Annotated in this window: 19 protein-coding genes; 8 read left to right on the forward strand and 11 right to left on the reverse strand. The window is 64.5% G+C overall.

All coding sequences use genetic code 11. The annotated features are described in order from the left end of the window. The first annotated feature begins 89 nt into the window (after positions 1 to 89). From JQ635_RS19010 to JQ635_RS19020, 3 genes are all read left to right on the forward strand, one after another. The gene (locus tag JQ635_RS19010; protein WP_211411350.1) at positions 90 to 2,315 is read left to right on the forward strand and encodes a PAS domain-containing hybrid sensor histidine kinase/response regulator; all 2,226 of its coding nucleotides are present in this window, start codon (positions 90 to 92) and stop codon (positions 2,313 to 2,315) included. 99 nt (positions 2,316 to 2,414) lie between these two features. Continuing rightward, complete coding sequence (locus JQ635_RS19015) at positions 2,415 to 3,044, forward strand: histidine phosphatase family protein (RefSeq protein WP_211411351.1); 630 nt, start codon at positions 2,415 to 2,417, stop codon at positions 3,042 to 3,044. Between the two features lie 63 nt (positions 3,045 to 3,107). Then, the gene (locus JQ635_RS19020) at positions 3,108 to 4,190 is read left to right on the forward strand and encodes an AI-2E family transporter (protein ID WP_246583628.1); all 1,083 of its coding nucleotides are present in this window, start codon (positions 3,108 to 3,110) and stop codon (positions 4,188 to 4,190) included. A gap of 16 nt (positions 4,191 to 4,206) precedes the next feature. Here the strand turns inward: JQ635_RS19020 and JQ635_RS19025 are convergent, their stop codons facing one another. From JQ635_RS19025 to hisB, 8 genes are all read right to left on the reverse strand, one after another. Further along, complete coding sequence (locus JQ635_RS19025) at positions 4,207 to 4,446, reverse strand: hypothetical protein (RefSeq protein ID WP_211411352.1); 240 nt, start codon at positions 4,444 to 4,446, stop codon at positions 4,207 to 4,209. A gap of 104 nt (positions 4,447 to 4,550) precedes the next feature. Next, positions 4,551 to 5,507 (reverse strand): type I pantothenate kinase, encoded by a 957-nt coding sequence (coaA, locus tag JQ635_RS19030; RefSeq protein ID WP_211411353.1) that lies wholly within the window; start codon positions 5,505 to 5,507, stop codon positions 4,551 to 4,553. A gap of 21 nt (positions 5,508 to 5,528) precedes the next feature. Further along, on the reverse strand, positions 5,529 to 5,855 hold the full coding sequence (locus JQ635_RS19035) for a phosphoribosyl-ATP diphosphatase (protein ID WP_211411354.1): 327 nt from the start codon (positions 5,853 to 5,855) through the stop codon (positions 5,529 to 5,531). Positions 5,856 to 5,933: 78 nt separating this feature from the next. Continuing rightward, positions 5,934 to 6,707, reverse strand: a complete 774-nt coding sequence (gene hisF, locus JQ635_RS19040) for an imidazole glycerol phosphate synthase subunit HisF (RefSeq protein WP_211405119.1) — start codon at positions 6,705 to 6,707, stop codon at positions 5,934 to 5,936. Between the two features lie 10 nt (positions 6,708 to 6,717). Continuing rightward, positions 6,718 to 7,452, reverse strand: coding sequence for a 1-(5-phosphoribosyl)-5-[(5-phosphoribosylamino)methylideneamino]imidazole-4-carboxamide isomerase (gene hisA / locus JQ635_RS19045; RefSeq protein WP_211411425.1), 735 nt, complete (start codon positions 7,450 to 7,452; stop codon positions 6,718 to 6,720). Next, complete coding sequence (hisH, locus tag JQ635_RS19050) at positions 7,449 to 8,099, reverse strand: imidazole glycerol phosphate synthase subunit HisH (RefSeq protein WP_211411355.1); 651 nt, start codon at positions 8,097 to 8,099, stop codon at positions 7,449 to 7,451. Before hisH ends, hisA begins: the two co-directional genes overlap by 4 nt. Further along, positions 8,096 to 8,626 (reverse strand): DUF2628 domain-containing protein, encoded by a 531-nt coding sequence (locus JQ635_RS19055; RefSeq protein ID WP_211411356.1) that lies wholly within the window; start codon positions 8,624 to 8,626, stop codon positions 8,096 to 8,098. The genes hisH and JQ635_RS19055 overlap by 4 nt, the downstream gene beginning before the upstream one ends. 65 nt (positions 8,627 to 8,691) lie before the next feature. Continuing rightward, the gene (gene hisB / locus JQ635_RS19060) at positions 8,692 to 9,285 is read right to left on the reverse strand and encodes an imidazoleglycerol-phosphate dehydratase HisB (protein ID WP_211411357.1); all 594 of its coding nucleotides are present in this window, start codon (positions 9,283 to 9,285) and stop codon (positions 8,692 to 8,694) included. Between the two features lie 242 nt (positions 9,286 to 9,527). On the opposite strand from hisB, the gene hslV reads away from it, so the two are divergent. From hslV to JQ635_RS19085, 5 genes are all read left to right on the forward strand, one after another. After that, positions 9,528 to 10,088: an ATP-dependent protease subunit HslV gene (gene hslV, locus JQ635_RS19065; protein WP_211411358.1), complete on the forward strand. Its 561-nt coding sequence runs from the start codon at positions 9,528 to 9,530 to the stop codon at positions 10,086 to 10,088. Between the two features lie 17 nt (positions 10,089 to 10,105). Continuing rightward, the gene (locus JQ635_RS19070) at positions 10,106 to 10,591 is read left to right on the forward strand and encodes a GNAT family N-acetyltransferase (protein WP_211411359.1); all 486 of its coding nucleotides are present in this window, start codon (positions 10,106 to 10,108) and stop codon (positions 10,589 to 10,591) included. Continuing rightward, positions 10,588 to 11,205 (forward strand): DUF2585 domain-containing protein, encoded by a 618-nt coding sequence (locus JQ635_RS19075; RefSeq protein ID WP_211411360.1) that lies wholly within the window; start codon positions 10,588 to 10,590, stop codon positions 11,203 to 11,205. Before JQ635_RS19070 ends, JQ635_RS19075 begins: the two co-directional genes overlap by 4 nt. A 53-nt stretch (positions 11,206 to 11,258) precedes the next feature. Beyond that, on the forward strand, positions 11,259 to 12,563 hold the full coding sequence (gene hslU / locus JQ635_RS19080; RefSeq protein ID WP_211411361.1) for an ATP-dependent protease ATPase subunit HslU: 1,305 nt from the start codon (positions 11,259 to 11,261) through the stop codon (positions 12,561 to 12,563). A 223-nt stretch (positions 12,564 to 12,786) separates the two neighbouring features. Further along, the gene (locus JQ635_RS19085) at positions 12,787 to 13,911 is read left to right on the forward strand and encodes a hypothetical protein (protein WP_211411362.1); all 1,125 of its coding nucleotides are present in this window, start codon (positions 12,787 to 12,789) and stop codon (positions 13,909 to 13,911) included. Here the strand turns inward: JQ635_RS19085 and JQ635_RS19090 are convergent. Genes JQ635_RS19090 through JQ635_RS19100 form a run of 3 tightly spaced genes read right to left on the reverse strand, consistent with a single transcriptional unit; the run spans position 13,908 to position 16,709 of the window. Then, positions 13,908 to 14,498, reverse strand: a complete 591-nt coding sequence (locus JQ635_RS19090) for a Smr/MutS family protein (protein ID WP_211411363.1) — start codon at positions 14,496 to 14,498, stop codon at positions 13,908 to 13,910. The two genes, JQ635_RS19085 and JQ635_RS19090, sit on opposite strands and share 4 nt — an antisense overlap. After that, positions 14,495 to 16,024, reverse strand: a complete 1,530-nt coding sequence (gene mltA / locus JQ635_RS19095; protein WP_211411364.1) for a murein transglycosylase A — start codon at positions 16,022 to 16,024, stop codon at positions 14,495 to 14,497. Before mltA ends, JQ635_RS19090 begins: the two co-directional genes overlap by 4 nt. Next, a complete protein-coding gene (locus JQ635_RS19100; protein ID WP_211411365.1) occupies positions 16,002 to 16,709 on the reverse strand; it encodes a Tim44/TimA family putative adaptor protein in 708 nt (235 codons plus the stop codon). The genes mltA and JQ635_RS19100 overlap by 23 nt, the downstream gene beginning before the upstream one ends. Positions 16,710 to 16,922: the final 213 nt, after the last annotated feature.

Consider the following 16,922-nt stretch of genomic DNA (forward strand, 5'->3'; position numbering starts at 1 on the left):
CAGAACCTAAGCCTCAAGCTGTTCGCAAGGTCGGCGCGACATCGTCGCACGCAGCGGCGGTGGGGTTTCGAGCAAGAGTCGGGGTTACGATGGGTCGGACGTTCCGGATCAGGGTGCGCATGCGCCGCTTCAGGCGGCAGCATCCGAGAATAGCCTTCACGATCCGCTCCTTCATGATCTTCTCGGCGACGTTTGGCGGCGCCTATGGCTTCGTCTCCGGCAGCCGCTCCGAAAATTCCGGCTACGATCCGAACGCCTTTGCGATCGGCGCGAGCTTTTTGTTCGCCCTCGCCTGCCTTGGCCTTGCCACGCTGAGCATGCGCTTGCGCTTCGTCAACAAGCGAATGCGCACCCTCGCCGCCCACAACGAGGCGCTGATCGACCGCAATTGGGAGCTGAAGGAAGCCGAGGAACGTGCCCGCAGCCTGTTCGAGCAGCAGGGCGATTTGATCGTGCTGCGCGACCATCAGGGCCGCATCACCTACGCCAACGACGCCTATTGTACGCTTGCGGGACAGGCGCGCGGCGCGCTGGTCGGCACGCGCTTCGATTTCGACGTGCTGGAGCAGGGCGACAGCGCCCGCGAAAGCAACGGCACGCGCATCCACGACCAGAAGATCACCACACCGCACGGCGCGCGCTGGATCGCCTGGCGCGAAGGTTACGTGCGGCTCGACGCCGGCCAGGCGGCCGAATTGCAGAGCGTGGGGCGCGACGTCACCGATCGCACCGAGACCGAGCGTGCGCTGTCGGAGGCGCGCGACCAGGCCGATGCTGCCAACCGCGCCAAGTCACGCTTCCTGGCGATGGCCTCGCACGAGATCCGTACCCCCCTGAACGGTATCATCGGCATGGGCGGCCTCCTGCTCGACACCCATCTGACGCCGGAGCAGGCGACCTATGCCCGGGCGGTGAAGACCTCGGGCGAAGCGCTGATGGCGCTGATCGAGGAGCTGCTCGACTATTCCAAGATCGAGGCCGGCAAGCTCGACCTCGAGCAGCGTCCGTTCGCGCTCTCGACCCTGATCGAGGAGATCACCGAGCTGCTGGCGCCGCGTGCGCAGGCCAAGCAGCTCGAGATTGCCGCCTATGTCGACGAGCGCCTGCCGCTGGAAGTCGTCGGTGACGCCGCACGGCTGCGCCAGGTGCTGCTCAATCTCGCCGGCAACGCCATCAAATTTACCACAAGCGGCGGCGTCGCGCTGATCGTCGAACCCGGCATCTGGCCGAACGAGATCAGCTTCCTGGTCCGCGACACCGGCATCGGCATCGCGCCCGAAGCGCAGCAGCGCATCTTCCGCGAGTTCGAGCAGGCCGACGAGCGCGTCGCCCGCACCTATGGCGGCACCGGGCTTGGTCTCGCCATCAGCGAACGCATCGTCAAGCGCATGGGCGGCCGCATCACGCTGACGAGCGAGCCGGGCAAGGGCGCGACCTTCGGGGTCGCAGTGCCGCTCGCGCCGTCGCAAGGAGCCACGGGGCAAACGACATTCCCGAGCCCTGACCTCACCGGCAAGTCGATCCTGCTGATGGCCGAGGGCATCGAGGCCTCGCTGATCGCGCGGCGCCTGGAACGTTGGGGCGGTCAGACCTGCCTGATCTCGGATGCCTCGGTCGCCGAAGCGTTGCTGCCGGAGCGCTCATGGCATGCCGTGCTGGTCGACCGAGCGCTTGGTGCGACCGTCGCCGATCACCTGGGCGAAGCCGCTCGCACGCATGCGGCTCAGCGGCTGGTGCTGCTGACGTCGAGCTCGCGCCACGAAAAGATTTCGCCAGCCTTCACCGGCTTCCTGGTGAAGCCGCTGCGCGCAGCCTCGCTCGCCGCGCGCCTGGCATTGGCGCCCGAGATTGCCTCGCCCGATCTGGCGCCGGAGCCGCCGGCTGAAACGGCCGGCTCCGCGCCGGCGAAAGCCCTGTCGATCCTCGTCGCCGAAGACAATGAGATCAACGCGCTGCTGATGCGCTCGCTGCTGACAAAGCTCGGTCACCGCGTCGTCATCGCCGTCCATGGCGAGGCCGCGCTGGAATCCTGGCTGGCAGCTAGCACGGCGGGCACGCCCTACGATCTCGTGCTAATGGACATCCAGATGCCGCAGCTCGACGGCATCGAGGCAACCAAACGCATCCGCGCCCACGAGGCCACCACCGGCGGCCATCACACGCCGATCCTCGCCCTCACCGCCAACACGCTGGTGGAGGATCGCTACGCCTGCTTCGAGGCCGGCATGAACGGCTTCCTGATCAAGCCGCTCGACCGCGAGAAGCTGGACGAAGCATTGGCAGGTCTGGCAGCGTCGCGGCAGCTCGCGATCTAATCTATTCGCGGGAACCTCGACCCTGCGAACAATCGGTAATTGAAATCCGTCGGCTTGCGCGTCACCATGCTTGGGGGCGTGCAATAGAGGATTTAGCACATGAACGTGCTTTGCCGCCTCGCAGTCATTGGTCTTCTCGTCGGAATTTCCCAACGCGCCACGGCCGACACGTCGGAGCTCATCGCCTCGCTGAAGCAAGGCGGCTACGTTCTCGTCTTTCGGCACACCGCGACCGACGACGGCCAGAAGGACGTCTATCCCTTCAGGTTCGACGACATGAGTGCCCAGCGCCAGCTGAGTGAAAAGGGCAGGGACATGGCGCGTCAGATCGGAGCGGCGATCCAGGAGCGCGCGATTCCGATCGGGGATGTCTACACAAGCCGGCTGAACCGTGCGATCGAGGCCGGCAAGCTGATCTCCGGCCGCGAGGTCAAGCCGGTCGATGCGTTGACGGACAGCAGCAACGCCAGTGCATCGGGGATGGCAAACCCGACCGGTGCAAATGCGAGGGCGGGCCAGGCCGTGCGTCAGCTCGTCGATACGCCGCCGAAGGCCGGCACCAACACCTTCCTGGTCACGCACAAGACGAACATCGCCGATGCCTTCGGCAAGGAGGCCGGCGACGTGCAGGAAGGCGAAGCTTTCGTCTACAGGGCCAGCGGCTCCGGCTCTGCCACCTTTGCCGGGCGCATCAAGGCTGCGGACTGGAGCGCGAAAGCCGGCAAGTGACAGGCCGCATCCAACCGACCGCCGATGGGCATCTTGCCGCCCCGCCACAGTCCTGTGATACCAATGCTCGGTGAGGAGCGACTGAAAGGCCGGCGACACGTGAGAACATCGGAAGACCGCTCATTCCTCGTCTTGCTTGCGGCAATCTCCGTTGCGTTCGGCTGGGTGCTGTGGCCGTTCTCCGGCGCAGTGTTGTGGGCCACGCTGCTGGCGATCATCTTCGCGCCACTCTATCGACGTTGCCTGGAAGCGCTCCCGGAATGGCGCAACCTTGCCGCACTTTCCACCGTCGTCGTCGTGGTCGTCATGGTTTTGATCCCCGTGGGGGTCGTCATCGCCTCGCTCGTCGAACAGGGCGGGGAACTGTATCAGCGGGTTCAGACCGGGGAAATCGGTCTCGCTCATCCCCTGCAGCAACTGAAATCTGCGCTGCCCGACTGGGCGGCTTCCGTCTCGGATCGTCTGGCCGGCATTGATCTTTCGGCCCTAAAAGAGCGCCTCTCGAGCCTGGTCGTCCCGGCCGGCCAGCAGCTGGCCGGGCACGCGATCAACATCGGCCAGTTGACGGTGGAGTTCGTCGCAAGCTTGCTCGTGATGCTGTACCTGCTGTTCTTTTTCCTGCGCGACAGTGACGAGCTGAACGTACGCATCCGCGACGCGCTGCCGCTGCGTGCGAGCCACACCGCCCAGATTCTGGATGCGTTCACCCTCTCGGTTCGCGGGACAATCAAAGGGATCATTCTGGTTGCACTGATCCAGGGAGCGCTTGGCGGGCTGATCTTCTGGCTGCTCGGCCTGACTGCGCCGCTGCTGGCAGGCGCCCTCATGGCGCTGCTCTCGCTTCTGCCTGTGCTCGGCTCCGCGCTGGTCTGGGTCCCGGTCGGCCTCTACCTGCTCGTAGCAGGCGCGGTCACGAAGGGAATCATCCTGCTCGCATTCGGTACTTTCGTGATCGGTCTTGCTGACAATTTTCTTCGCCCTGTGCTGGTCGGCCAGTCGATCCGGATGCCAAGTTATATTGTGCTGCTTGCCACCCTGGGCGGCCTTGCAACTTTCGGAGCGAACGGCTTCGTCATCGGCCCACTGGTCGCCGCAATGTTTCTGACGACGTGGCACATCTTCGTCGGCGCGAAAGCGCAACAGTAGGTCCGGAAACGATCAGTTATGCGGCAGAAGCCGTAGACCGCGGCGTCGAGAGCTTGCCAGCCGGCGGTACGTCTGCCTTGAAGATGGTCTCGGTCTGCGCTGCGCGCTTGCAATGCGGGCACACGAAGAGGTGCGCGATGATCGGGGTCGGCTCGTCCGCGAGCAGTTCGGAGCGAAACCACTTCATCTCGATATGGCAGTCCGGACAGGTCGGCGCTTCAAGCTGCTCCGCAGCGCTTCTGAGACGATCAACCATGCTGCCTCCTGCCGTTCATGAAGGCATAGCGGAATACCGCTTGTCGGTCAGCAACAAAAGAGACTCAGTCCGGACCCGCCAGTGATCCATGTTCACCGGCGCGGTTACAGCCGCCTGAGCGCAACGCTCTCCACCACGTGGTCGGCGCCCTTCTTCAGGATGAGCGTCGCGCGGGGGCGGGTGGGCAGGATGTTGTCCTCGAGATTGGCGAGGTTGGTGCGCTCCCAGATTGCGGTCGCGGTGGCGGTGGCTTCCTCGTCCGAGAGCAGCGCGTAGCGGTTGAAGTAGGATTTTGGATTGGTGAACGCGGTGTCGCGTAGCGCCAGGAAGCGCTTGATGTACCAGCGCCGCAGCGCTGCCTCGTCGGCGTCGATATAGACCGAGAAGTCGAAGAAGTCGGAGACCACGGGCACCGCCTTGCCGTCACGTGGCAGCTTGCCGGTCTGCAGCACGTTGACACCCTCGACGATCAGGATGTCCGGCTGGTCGACCTCGGCCCACTGGCCCGGCACGATGTCGTAGGTCAGATGCGAATAAACCGGCGCACGGACGTTACGGCGTCCGGACTTGATATCGGAGAGGAAGCTCAGCAACAGCGGCAGGTCGTAGCTCTCCGGAAAACCCTTCTTCTGCATGATGCCCTGCCGGTCGAGCACGGCATTGGGATAGAGAAATCCGTCCGTCGTGATCAGCTCGACCTTCGGCCGCGGCGACCAGCGCGCCAGCAGCGCCTGAAGCACGCGGGCCGTGGTAGACTTTCCGACCGCGACGGAACCGGCGACGCCGATGATATAGGGCATCTTGCGGTCGCGGATATTCAGGAACTGGCGCTCGGCGTAATACAGGCGCTGCATCGCATCGACATAGATCGAGAGCAGGCGCGACAGCGGGAGATAAATGTCCTCGACTTCCTGAAGGTCGAGGCGATCGTGCAGCGAACGCAGCCGGTCGAACTCGCCCGGCTCCAGCGTCATCGGCGTGTCGTCGCGAAGTCGCGCCCACTCCTCGCGCGTATAAACGCGGTACGGATTATACTGCTGCTCGGGTGCGCGGATATCCATGAAGCGACCTCTCCACCTCGGCTAGTTGCCGCTCTTGCGCGACGCCTTCTCTTCCAACCCTGACATGTTCGTCCGCTTGTCCAGCGCGGCCTCGACCTCTTCCAGCTTTATGCCGCGTGCCTTCAAAAGCACAAGGAAATGATAGAGCAGATCGGCGCTCTCTGCGATCAGATGCGCGCGATCGTTTTCGACTGCTGCGATTACGGTTTCGACTGCTTCCTCACCGAACTTCTTGGCGCAATGCTCGGCGCCCTTGTCCAGGAGCTTACGGGTATAGGAGGCCTCGCCGCCGGCCGCGGCGCGGGCGTCGATGGTCTCGGCCAGGTCGTGGATCGTGAAACGCGACATCGGATTTACTCAGAAACACGCTTGGCAGCGGAGGCCATTCCCCGCCGCCCTGTGTAGCATTTTTACGAACGGGAGTCGTCAGGCATCAAGGCGCATCGGCAGCCCGCGCCGGGCCATGTGCTCCTTGGCTTCGCGGATGGTGAATTCCCCGAAGTGGAAGATCGAGGCGGCCAGGACGGCCGTGGCGTGCCCGTCTCGGATACCGTCGACGAGGTGGTCGAGATTGCCGACGCCGCCCGAGGCGATCACGGGAACGGGAACGCTGTCGGCGATCGCACGGGTCAGCGGAATGTCAAACCCCTGCCGCGTGCCGTCGCGGTCCATGGAGGTGAGCAGGATTTCGCCGGCGCCGAGCGAGACCACCTCCTGGGCGTATTCGATCGCATCGATGCCGGTGGAATTGCGCCCGCCATGGGTGAAGATCTCCCAGCGATCGCCGCCCGGACGCTTGACCCGCTTGGCGTCGATCGCAACCACCACGCACTGCTCGCCGAATTTTTCGGCAGCTTCTTTGACGAACTCGCGCCGCGACACCGCGGCGCTGTTGATCGACACCTTGTCCGCGCCGGCGCGCAACAGCGTCTTGATGTCATCGACTTTGCGGACGCCGCCACCGACCGTCACGGGCATGAAGCAGGCCTCGGCCGTGCGCCGGACCACGTCCAACATAATGCCGCGGTTCTCATGGGTCGCGGTAATGTCGAGGAAGGTCAGCTCGTCGGCGCCGGCGGCGTCATAGGCGATCGCCGCTTCGACGGGATCGCCGGCATCGCGCAGATCGACGAAGTTGACGCCCTTGACGACGCGGCCGTCCTTGACGTCGAGGCAGGGGATCACGCGCACCTTGAACATGTGTCAGCTCCTAGGCGCGCGCGTTGCGGATCAGGGTGAGGGCGGCGGCGGGATCGAGCCGGCCGTCGTAGAGGGCGCGGCCGGCGATCGCGCCGGCGAGCTTTTTCGCCCGCGGCATCAGCATGGCCTTCACATCCTCGATAGAGGCGAGGCCGCCGGAGGCGATCACCGGAATGGAGATCGCGTCGGCAAGCGCAATGGTCGCATCGAGGTTCAGGCCCTTGAGCAGGCCGTCGCGCGCGATGTCGGTGAAGATGATGGCGGCGACGCCGGCATCCTCGAAACGCTTTGCGATCTCGAGCACCGTCACCTGCGAGGTCTCCGCCCAGCCTTCGACCGCGACCTTGCCGTCACGGGCATCGAGCCCAACCGCGACGCGGCCGGGGAATTTCTTCGCGGCCGACTTCACCAATTCAGGATCGCGCACCGCGGCGGTGCCGATGATGACGCGGGTGATGCCCTTGTCGAGCCAGGCTTCGACGGTCTTGAGATCGCGAATGCCGCCACCGAGTTGCACCGGGATCTTGATTGTCTTCAGCATCGCCTCGACGGCCTCAGCATTCACCGGCTTGCCGGCAAAGGCGCCATCGAGGTCGACGACGTGGAGATACTCAAAACCCTGCTCGGCAAAGCTCTGCGCCTGCGCTGCGGGATTGAGATTGAAAACGGTCGCGCGCGCCATGTCGCCTTGCTCGAGGCGCACGCATTGGCCGTTCTTGAGGTCGATCGCGGGAAAGAGGATCACGGTTTCCATCGCAAGAAGTTCGAGATCAGGGCCAAACCAAAACGCTGGCTCTTCTCGGGGTGGAATTGGGTGCCGATTGCGGTGTCCTTCGCGACGATCGCGGTGACAGGCCCGCCGTAATCGGCGCGCGCGAGCACGTCCGCCTCGTTGGCGGCGTTGAGGTGATAGGAGTGCACGAAGTAAGCGTGCTGGCCCTTGGGGCCGAGCGAGAGCTTGTTCAGCACCGGATGCTCTTGCAGCACCTCGAGCGTATTCCAGCCCATATGCGGGATCTTCAGGCTTTCATCGCGCGGCGTGATCTTCTCGACGTCGCCGTCGATCCAGTTCAAGCCCTGCGTGATGACGTGCTCCTTGCCGCGGGTGGCGAACAGCTGCATGCCGACGCAGATGCCGAACATCGGCCGCGCCTTGACGCGCACCGCTTCGGTAATCGCCTCGACCATGCCGTTGACGGCATCGAGGCCACGCCGGCAATCGGCGAAGGCGCCGACGCCCGGCAGCACGAGCCGATCGGCGCTGTAGGCCTGATCGGGATCGCTGGTGACGAAGACCTTTTGGCCATCCTCCAGGCTGCGCGCGGCGCGCTCAAAAGCCTTGGCGGCGGAATGCAGGTTACCGGAACCGTAATCGATGATGGCGACGCTCATCTTGACCCTCCCGGTTCTGGAAACAATCCAATGATGCCGCCGGCCGGAATCGGCGGCGGGTTCGAGAATTGCTGGCCCGGCACGCCCCGGGTCGGCGGCGGGCCGCCGCGATCGACGGCCCATTGATCGTTGACGATGCCGTGCTGCTTCTGGCTCCAGCGCTCGAAGAAGCGACGCTCGGCGGAGTCCTGGTCGGCGGCGACGACGATATCGAGCTGCCGCCATTTGCCGCGCGACAGCGTCCAGCGACGCAGGCTGGAGGCCTCAAAGCCCATCAGCACCGCGACGATCATGTTGGCGAAGAAGATCGAGCTGCGGCCGACGCCAACGCTGTGCAGCCCGGCATCGAACGCACCCAGGAAGACGATCCAGCCAATCAACGCCAGCCAGAGCCGGTGCCAGAGCAGCCAGAACGGGCCGAAGATCATCGCCCAGAAATGGAAGCTGTCGCGCACGAAGACGAATTTGTCGGTCGCGCGCAGATCGGCTCCACCAGGGAAGGGAGCATGAACTGTGTAGACAGGCATGGTGATGCCCCGTTCTCTCGAATTCAGTGATGCCGCCGGCGTTGTTTCGTTAACCGACGGAGATGTCAGCCGCCGAGCGAGCCCTTGGTGGACGGGATTTCGCCCACAGCCTTCGGATCGATCGCAACGGCGGTGCGCAGCGCCCGCGCCAGACCCTTGAAGCAGGACTCGGCGATATGATGGCTGTTATCGCCATATAGGGTTTCGACGTGGAGAGTCACGCCGGCGTTGATGGCAAAGGCCTGGAACCACTCGCGCACCAGCTCGGTGTCGAACTCACCGATCTTGTCGCGCGGGAAGTCGGCCTTGAACACCAGGAACGGGCGGCCCGAAATGTCGATGACCACGCGCGACAGCGTCTCGTCCATGGGCATGTGCACGCCGGCATAGCGGGTGATGCCCGCCATGTTGCCGAGCGCCTGCTTGACCGCCTGGCCGAGCGCGATGCCGGTGTCTTCGGTGGTATGGTGATAATCAATGTGCAGGTCGCCCACCGCCTTGACCGTGAGGTCGATGCGGGAATGGCGGGCGAGAAGATCGAGCATATGGTCGAAAAAGCCGATGCCGGTCGCGATATTGGCCACGCCGGTGCCATCGAGGTTCACGGAGACCTCGATGTCGGTTTCCTTGGTCTTGCGCTTGATCGTCGCGGTGCGCATTGAAAGCTGGCTTTCGCTTCTATTTGAGCATGATCTTTCCCGGAAAACCGGTGCCCACTTTTCCGGATCATGCTCGGGGGCCGAAAACGCCAGTCTATTAACAGCCAAATGACACCTTCGCTACTGCGGGAACGGCCGGCCGGGCCTCTACTTCTGCCTATAGTGACTGAAATTCGGCCCGGAACGGCCCGTTGTGCCCTTGGCTCGGACCCCCTAAATCAGGCCGGACAGTGAGGTATTTCATGAAGGATTCCCAGAACAGCTCGCCGGTCTGGCACGGCACCACGATTTTGACGGTCCGCAAGGGCGGCAAGGTGGTGGTCGGCGGCGACGGCCAGGTCTCGATCGGCCAGACCGTGATCAAGTCCAACGCCAAGAAGGTCCGCAAGCTCGGCAAGGGCGACGTGATCGGCGGCTTCGCCGGCGCCACGGCCGACGCCTTCACCCTGTTTGAGCGGCTGGAGAGCAAGCTGGAGCAATATCCGGGGCAGCTGACCCGGGCGGCCGTGGAGCTCGCCAAGGACTGGCGCACCGACCGCTATCTGCGGCGGCTGGAGGCCATGATGATCGTGGCCGACAAGGACGTCTCCCTGGTCCTGACAGGCACCGGCGACGTGCTCGAGCCCGAGGCCGGCGTCATGGCGATCGGCTCCGGCGGCAACTATGCCCTCGCCGCGGCCCGGGCCCTGCTCGACACCGACAAGGATGCCGAGACCATCGTCCGCCGCTCCCTCGACATCGCCGCCGAGATCTGCGTCTACACCAACCGGAATGTGACCATCGAGAGCCTGGCGAGCGGCTAGGCCAGACCGAACAGGAGATGGCGCCCGCCTATGCCTTCCGCCCGATGGGCACGGCCGACCTGCCGCTGATCCGGCGGTGGCTGGGTGAAGCCCATGTGCGGGAATGGTGGGGCGATCCGGACGAGCAGTTCGCGCTGGTGAGCGGTGACCTCGATGAACCCGCGATGGACCAGTTCATCGTGTTGGCCGGCGACAAGCCCTTCGGCTATCTTCAGTGCTATCGCCTGACCGCCTGGAATACAGGCTTCGGGCCGCAACCGGAGGGCACGCGTGGCATCGACCAGTTCATCGGCGAGGGCGACATGATCGGGCGCGGCCACGGCTCGGCGTTCATTCGCCAATTTGTCGATGAACGTTTTCGGCATGGTCTGCCGCGCATGGTGACCGATCCCGATCCGCTGAACGCACGCGCCATACGCGCTTATGAGAAAGCCGGCTTCGTTCGCGACCGCATAGTCGAGACGCCGGACGGGCCGGCGCTGTTGATGGTGCGCGAAGCATGACGCTGGCACAGGCGCAGGAGAGCAAGGTCGCATTTCCGCCGCTCGCCTGGGCCGGCGTCGCGCTGCTGCTGCTGGCGCTGCAGGCCTCGATCCTGTTCGCGATGGGGCGCGTGCCGATCTGCACCTGCGGCTATGTCAAGCTGTGGCACGGCGTGGTGAACAGTTCGGAGAATTCGCAGCACATCGCCGACTGGTACAGCTTCTCGCACGTGCTGCACGGCTTCCTGTTCTACGGGCTGACCTGGCTGCTGTTCGCGCGTCTGCCATTCCTCACCTTGTCGTGGCCGGCCCGGCTGATCATCGCGATGCTGATCGAGGGCGCCTGGGAGATCGTCGAGAACTCGCCGTTCATCATCGAGCGCTACCGCGCCGGCACGATCTCGCTGGACTATTACGGCGACAGCATTGTCAACTCGGTGTCTGACAATCTCGCCATGATGCTCGGGTTCCTCGCCGCGCGCGTGCTGCCGGTATCTGCGACCGTCCTGCTCGGCCTTGCCTTCGAGGTCATGCTGGCGCTCCACATTCGCGACAATCTGACGCTCAATATCCTGATGCTGATCCATCCGATCGAGGCCGTGAAACAATGGCAGTCGGGCCCGCCGATCATCTGACGGCCGAAAAAAGCGGCTTGTCCCGGCCCGCTTCTGACCCTAGCTAAGGTGCCATGACAGACTTCTCCCCCCGCGAAATCGTTTCCGAACTTGACCGTTTCATCGTCGGCCAGGGCGACGCCAAGCGCGCCGTCTCGATCGCGCTGCGCAACCGCTGGCGGCGGCAGCAGCTCGAGGGCTCCTTGCGCGAAGAGGTGCTACCGAAGAACATCTTGATGATCGGCCCCACCGGCGTCGGCAAAACCGAGATCGCGCGGCGATTGGCAAAACTCGCGAACGCGCCGTTCCTGAAGGTGGAAGCGACAAAATTCACCGAGGTCGGCTATGTCGGCCGCGACGTCGAGCAGATCGTGCGCGATCTCGTCGAGGTCGGGATCGCCCAGGTCCGCGAGAAGAAGCGCAAGGACGTGCAGGCGCGCGCCCAGCTCGCCGCCGAGGAGCGCGTACTCGACGCGCTGGTCGGCGCCAATTCCAGCTCGGCGACGCGGGAATCCTTCCGCAAGAAGCTGCGGGCCGGCGAGCTCAACGACAAGGAAATCGAGATCGAGACGCAATCGTCCGGCGGCGGCATGCCGATGTTCGAGATCCCGGGCATGCCCGGCGCGCAGATGGGCGCGATCTCGATCGGCGACATTTTTGGCAAGCTCGGCGGCCGCAGCAAGACGCGGCGGCTGACGGTGGAAGGCTCGCACGAGATCCTCGTCAACGAGGAATCCGACAAGCTGCTGGACACCGAGCAGCTGACGCTGGAGGCGATCAGCGCGGTCGAGAACAACGGCATCGTGTTCCTGGACGAGATCGACAAGATCTGCGCCCGCGACGGTCGCGTCGGCGGCGACGTCTCGCGCGAGGGCGTGCAGCGCGATCTCTTGCCGCTGATCGAGGGCACCACGGTCTCGACCAAGCACGGCGCGGTCAAGACCGACCACATCCTGTTCATCGCATCGGGCGCGTTCCACGTCGCCAAGCCGTCCGACCTCTTGCCGGAATTGCAGGGCCGCCTGCCGATCCGCGTCGAGCTGCAGGCGCTGACCCGCGACGACATGCGGCGCATCCTGACCGAGCCCGAGGCCTCGCTGATCAAGCAATATGTCGCGCTGCTGCAGACCGAGGGCGTGACGCTCGACATCACCGACAGCGCCATCGACGCGCTGGCCGACGTCGCGGTGGCCGTCAACTCCACCGTCGAGAACATCGGCGCGCGGCGGCTGCAGACCGTGATGGAGCGGGTGCTGGACGAGATCTCCTTCACCGCCCCCGACCGCAGCGGCGAGATCATCAGGGTCGACGCCGACTACGTGCAGAAGCACGTCGGCGATCTCGCCAAGAATGCCGATCTGAGCCGGTTCATTTTGTAGTTCGGTAGAGATCAGCTATCTATCCCGCTGTCGTCCTGGCGAAAGCCAGGACCCATTACCACCAGCGGATATTGTTGAAGCAAGATGGCGGCCCCGATCTCGGCTCAAACGACCTGCGGTGGTTATGGGTCCCGGATCTGCGCTCGCTCTGGACAACGCTACGCGTTGCCAGGAACTCGCTTGTCCAGGACAACAGCGGTGATTGACGCGCGCCGGGTGCCACGTGCCCGCTAGCCTCCTGCAAAACCCCTGGCGCCTCCTGCTCGCGATCAACGCCGCAATCATCGCCGGCGTCCTCATTCACAAGATCCAGCTGCCGCCTTACGTCCCCTACATCCATCTCCTCGTCGATTACCATTTCGGCTTCATCAAGCGCGCCCTGATCGGGGCCATCGTCGCGCTGTTCACTGACAAGGTGCCGGTCTGGCTGGTGTTCGCGCTTGGCGGCGCGATGTGGCTGGTGACGCTCGGGCTGTACGCAAAACTGTTCCAGAGGACGTTCGGCTTCACCGCGAAGACGCTGCCGCTGTTCGTCCTCACCGCGGGCTCGCCGTTCTTTCTGAAGAACTTCATGCACACGCTCGGCCATTTCGACATCTATGGCTGCGCGCTGGCGATCGTCCTCTTGCTGATGCCGGCGGGTTCGCTGCTGTTCGTGGCAACGGCGGCGCTGTTCTCGATCGTGCTGGTACTGATCCACCACATTCATCTCTTGATGTACGTGCCGACGATCATCACCATCGCAGTGATCAGGCACTACCTCGCGTACGGCAGCAATCGCGGCAATGTCGCCTTCGGCGTGATCGCCCTCGCACTTGTCTCCGCGCTGTTCTTCGCCGCGCAGTTTTTGGGAACGATGCCGATCCCGGAAGCGGACTTCGTCGCGTATCTGAAGACGCGGATGGCCGATCCGTCCCGCACTGACCTGCTGCAGTTCGCCTACATCTGGTACCAGCCGCTGGCGAAGGAGATCTTGGACACCTGGGGCCGCCTGCCGCACAACATCCTTGGCGTACCCGCATTCGCGCTGCTGATCTGGCTGCACACGCCGCTGTGGCGCTTCTTCGCGAGCCTGATCGGCGCGCTCGCCAGCGATCTGCACAAGCGGCTCGTCGTTGCGGCGCTGATCGGCGTCAGCCTCGCCTATCTCGTGATGTTCGCGATGGTGTTCGACTATTCGCGCTGGATCTCGAACTGGGCGGTCTGCATGTTCCTGATCCTGCATGCGGTGAAGATGCTGCCGGCAAAGCAGGAAGCTCCGATGATTCCGACCGAGGATCGGAAGACAAATATCTTCGGCCTGGTCCTCACACTGATCCCGCGCGTCGGAATCGTACGGCCGTTTTAAGATTTCGCCCGCCTGATCCGCACATAGAGCGCGCCCTCGCCGCCATGGCCGATATGCGCGGTCTCGAAGCCGACGACGAAGGCGCGGAATTCCGGCAGGCTCAGCCATTCCGGCACCTGGCGGCGGAGCACGCCGCTTTCGCCGCCGCTGCGGCCCTTGCCGGTGATGACGAGCACGAAGGTCAGGCCGTCATGATGGGCGCGGTGCAGGAAGCCGGAGAGCGCGCGATGGGCGCGCATCTGGGTCATGCCGTGCAGATCGAGCCGCGCCTCGATCTCGCTGCGGCCGCGCGACAGTTTTGTGCGCTCGCGCTTGCCGAGCGGCGCCAGAGGCGGAACGGACGGCTTGGCGACGCGCGGCGCCGGCGCTGCGGCAACCGGCCTTGCCGGCGGCGAAAGCCGGGTCACCTGGGCCACGGGCGAAGGCGCGGCGGGCGGCGCGGCATGCACCTTGGCGACGCGATGCTTCCTGAGCGGCTTGACCTGCTTTGCGACCGTATCCCACAGCGCGCGCTCTTCCTCGCTGAGCGCGCGGCGGCGCGGCGAGGGGCGGGGCTCCAGCACGGGCGGACGGGACGATCGCTTCATTGCTGCCGATGGGGACGATTCTTCACGGGTCGCCGCGGCTCAGGGACAGGCTCGATCGCGGGACGCGGCACCGGTAGCGGGACTGGACCGGCGATGGCAACCGTTTCGTTCTTGCCTTGCGCCGCGGCGGCAGCAGGGGCGCCCGTCTTGGCCGGATCAGTCTGCGGAAACAACTTTGCGATCTTTTCCGACGGCCGCGGGTCCGGCACCGGCAGCTTTGCGGCACGTGCCGCGGGGTCGAGGCCCTTCGGCACCAGCATGACAAAGTGCATGGGATGGCGCAGCCGGCCGGAGACGCGGCCAGCCTCCTGCCCGGCGCCGAAATAGAGATCCGCACGCGCGGGGCCGATGATGGCCGAGCCAGTGTCCTGCGCGATCATCAGACGGTGAAACGGCGTCTTCGACCGCTCGGAATCGATCGGCAGCTCGCCCTCGATGAAGAACGGCGTGCCGTAGACATGCAGCGATTTGTCGACCGCGATCGAGCGTCCCGCCGTCAGCGGAATGCCTTGCGCGCCCACCGCCTCGTCCTTGTCGGAGAGGTTGACCTCGCGGAAGAAGATGTAGGCGCGGTTCTGGCGGCGCAGCTCCTTGGCGCCATCAGGGTTTTGCGCCATCCACTCCCGGATCTTCTGCATCGACATCTCCTCTTTCGGAATGATGCCGCGCTCGATCAGGATGCGTCCCACCGCCGTGTAGGGATAGCCGTTATAGGCGTCGTAATTGAGCCGGAGCGTCGTGCCGTCCTCGAACTTGATCCGCGCCGAGCCCTGGATCTGCGCGAACAAGAGATCGGTCGGATCCTTCAGCCAGGCGACCTCGAGGCCACGGCCGGCGATCTTGCCGTCCTCGATCTCGCCGCGGTCGTAATAGGGCACCAGCTTGCGGCGTCCGATCTTGCGATAGACCGGTCCCTTGTTGGGTAGGCTGACCGAGTCCTGCTTGTAGCCGCGCACGAACAGGTTCGACGGGCGGCGATAGACCGGAACATTGTAGACGTCGGTCTGCGTCCGCGATCCCTCGAGCACCGGCTCGTAATAGCCGGTGACGAAACCGTCGGGCTCCCCTAAGCGGGAGATGCGCAGCGGTGAGAAGTTCTCCTCGAAGAAGGTTTTTGCCTTGGCGTCGTCGCCGAGCTCGAGCGATTTGGCGACCCGGCAGGGTTCGCCCAGCGATGCTCCCAGTGCCTTCGGCTCAGGGGCGCCATTCTGCGCATTGATCGACCTGCAGCTGGCGCGAAATGTCTTGTAGGCGGCGAGATGATCGTCGTCGCCCCAGCCCTTCACATCGGCCCAGGCCAGCGGCAGATATTGCGCGCCTGAGATCTCGAACGGCAGGGGGAGCTGCGGATAGGGCAAGGCCCGCGGCGGGGCGGCGGCTAGTTGCGGGGGGTGGTGATGGTGGCTGCGATAGTGGCGCCGCGCCGCTTCGGCGCCGAGCGAAAACATCGACAGCACGACGACACCCGCGCAGAACGCCGTCGCGCTGTTCTTGAGAAAGAGCTTAATTCGCGCTTCCGGTGCCAACCAGCTTCCAGTTCGGATCGCGAGAGGTGGTGTCGCGGGCGAAAGTCCAGATGTCGGTGATGTCGGCAACCGTGTCGGCGCTGCCGTCGACGATGTTGCCGGCCTTGTCGCGGGTCGCCGAGATCATCTGCGAGACGAAGCGGATCGTGAGCTGGGCGGTGCGGTCGCGCAGCTCGGCACCAACGAGCTCGGCCTTGTCGATCGAGACGAAGCGCGTCTCGGTCTTCTGCTCGTTCTTCTCGCGCTCCTTGATCGCGGCGTCGAAGCTTTCATAAACCTCCGACGACAAGAGGTCGCGCAGGGCGCGGCGATCGCCATTGGCAAAGGCCAGCACGATCATCTCATAGGCGCCGCGGGCGCCCGAGATGAAGTGGCGCGGATCGAAGGTGGAATCCTTCTCGACGATAGCATCGAGACCCTGTGCCAGTGCGGTGCCCGGTTCAGTCAGACCCTTCCAGCGGTCGCTGGGCACGGCCGGCTCGGCCGTCGGCGCCAGCGGCGCCTGGTCGATCACCTTGCCCGGCATGGTCACGACGTTCTTGTCCTGGGCACCACCCAGCGCATTGCGGGCGGCAGTGTGATCGAACGGCGGCCGTTCGTTGCCCGTGCGCTGCCCCAGCACGCTGCGCAGCCTCAGAAAGATGAAGACCGCCAGCGCCAGGAAGATGATGGTGTAGATATCCACGTCGTATTCGCTTTCTGGTCTTTGCTTTGGATCGTCGCTTCGTTGCCGGGAAAATCAATCCGGCCAGTAGACCGTTCCATACGAGAACGGCAAGTCTACATCACCATTTTAGGTCCGCGCGTCTGGTCCGTGGGATGTAGGCACGAAATCTTGCCCGGCCAATGGCGCCTTTTGGCACAGAGGCGAGTGTAGCGCGTTTTATGCTTAAGGGGA

This window comes from Bradyrhizobium iriomotense (genome assembly GCF_018130765.1).
Classification (GTDB): domain Bacteria; phylum Pseudomonadota; class Alphaproteobacteria; order Rhizobiales; family Xanthobacteraceae; genus Bradyrhizobium; species Bradyrhizobium iriomotense_A.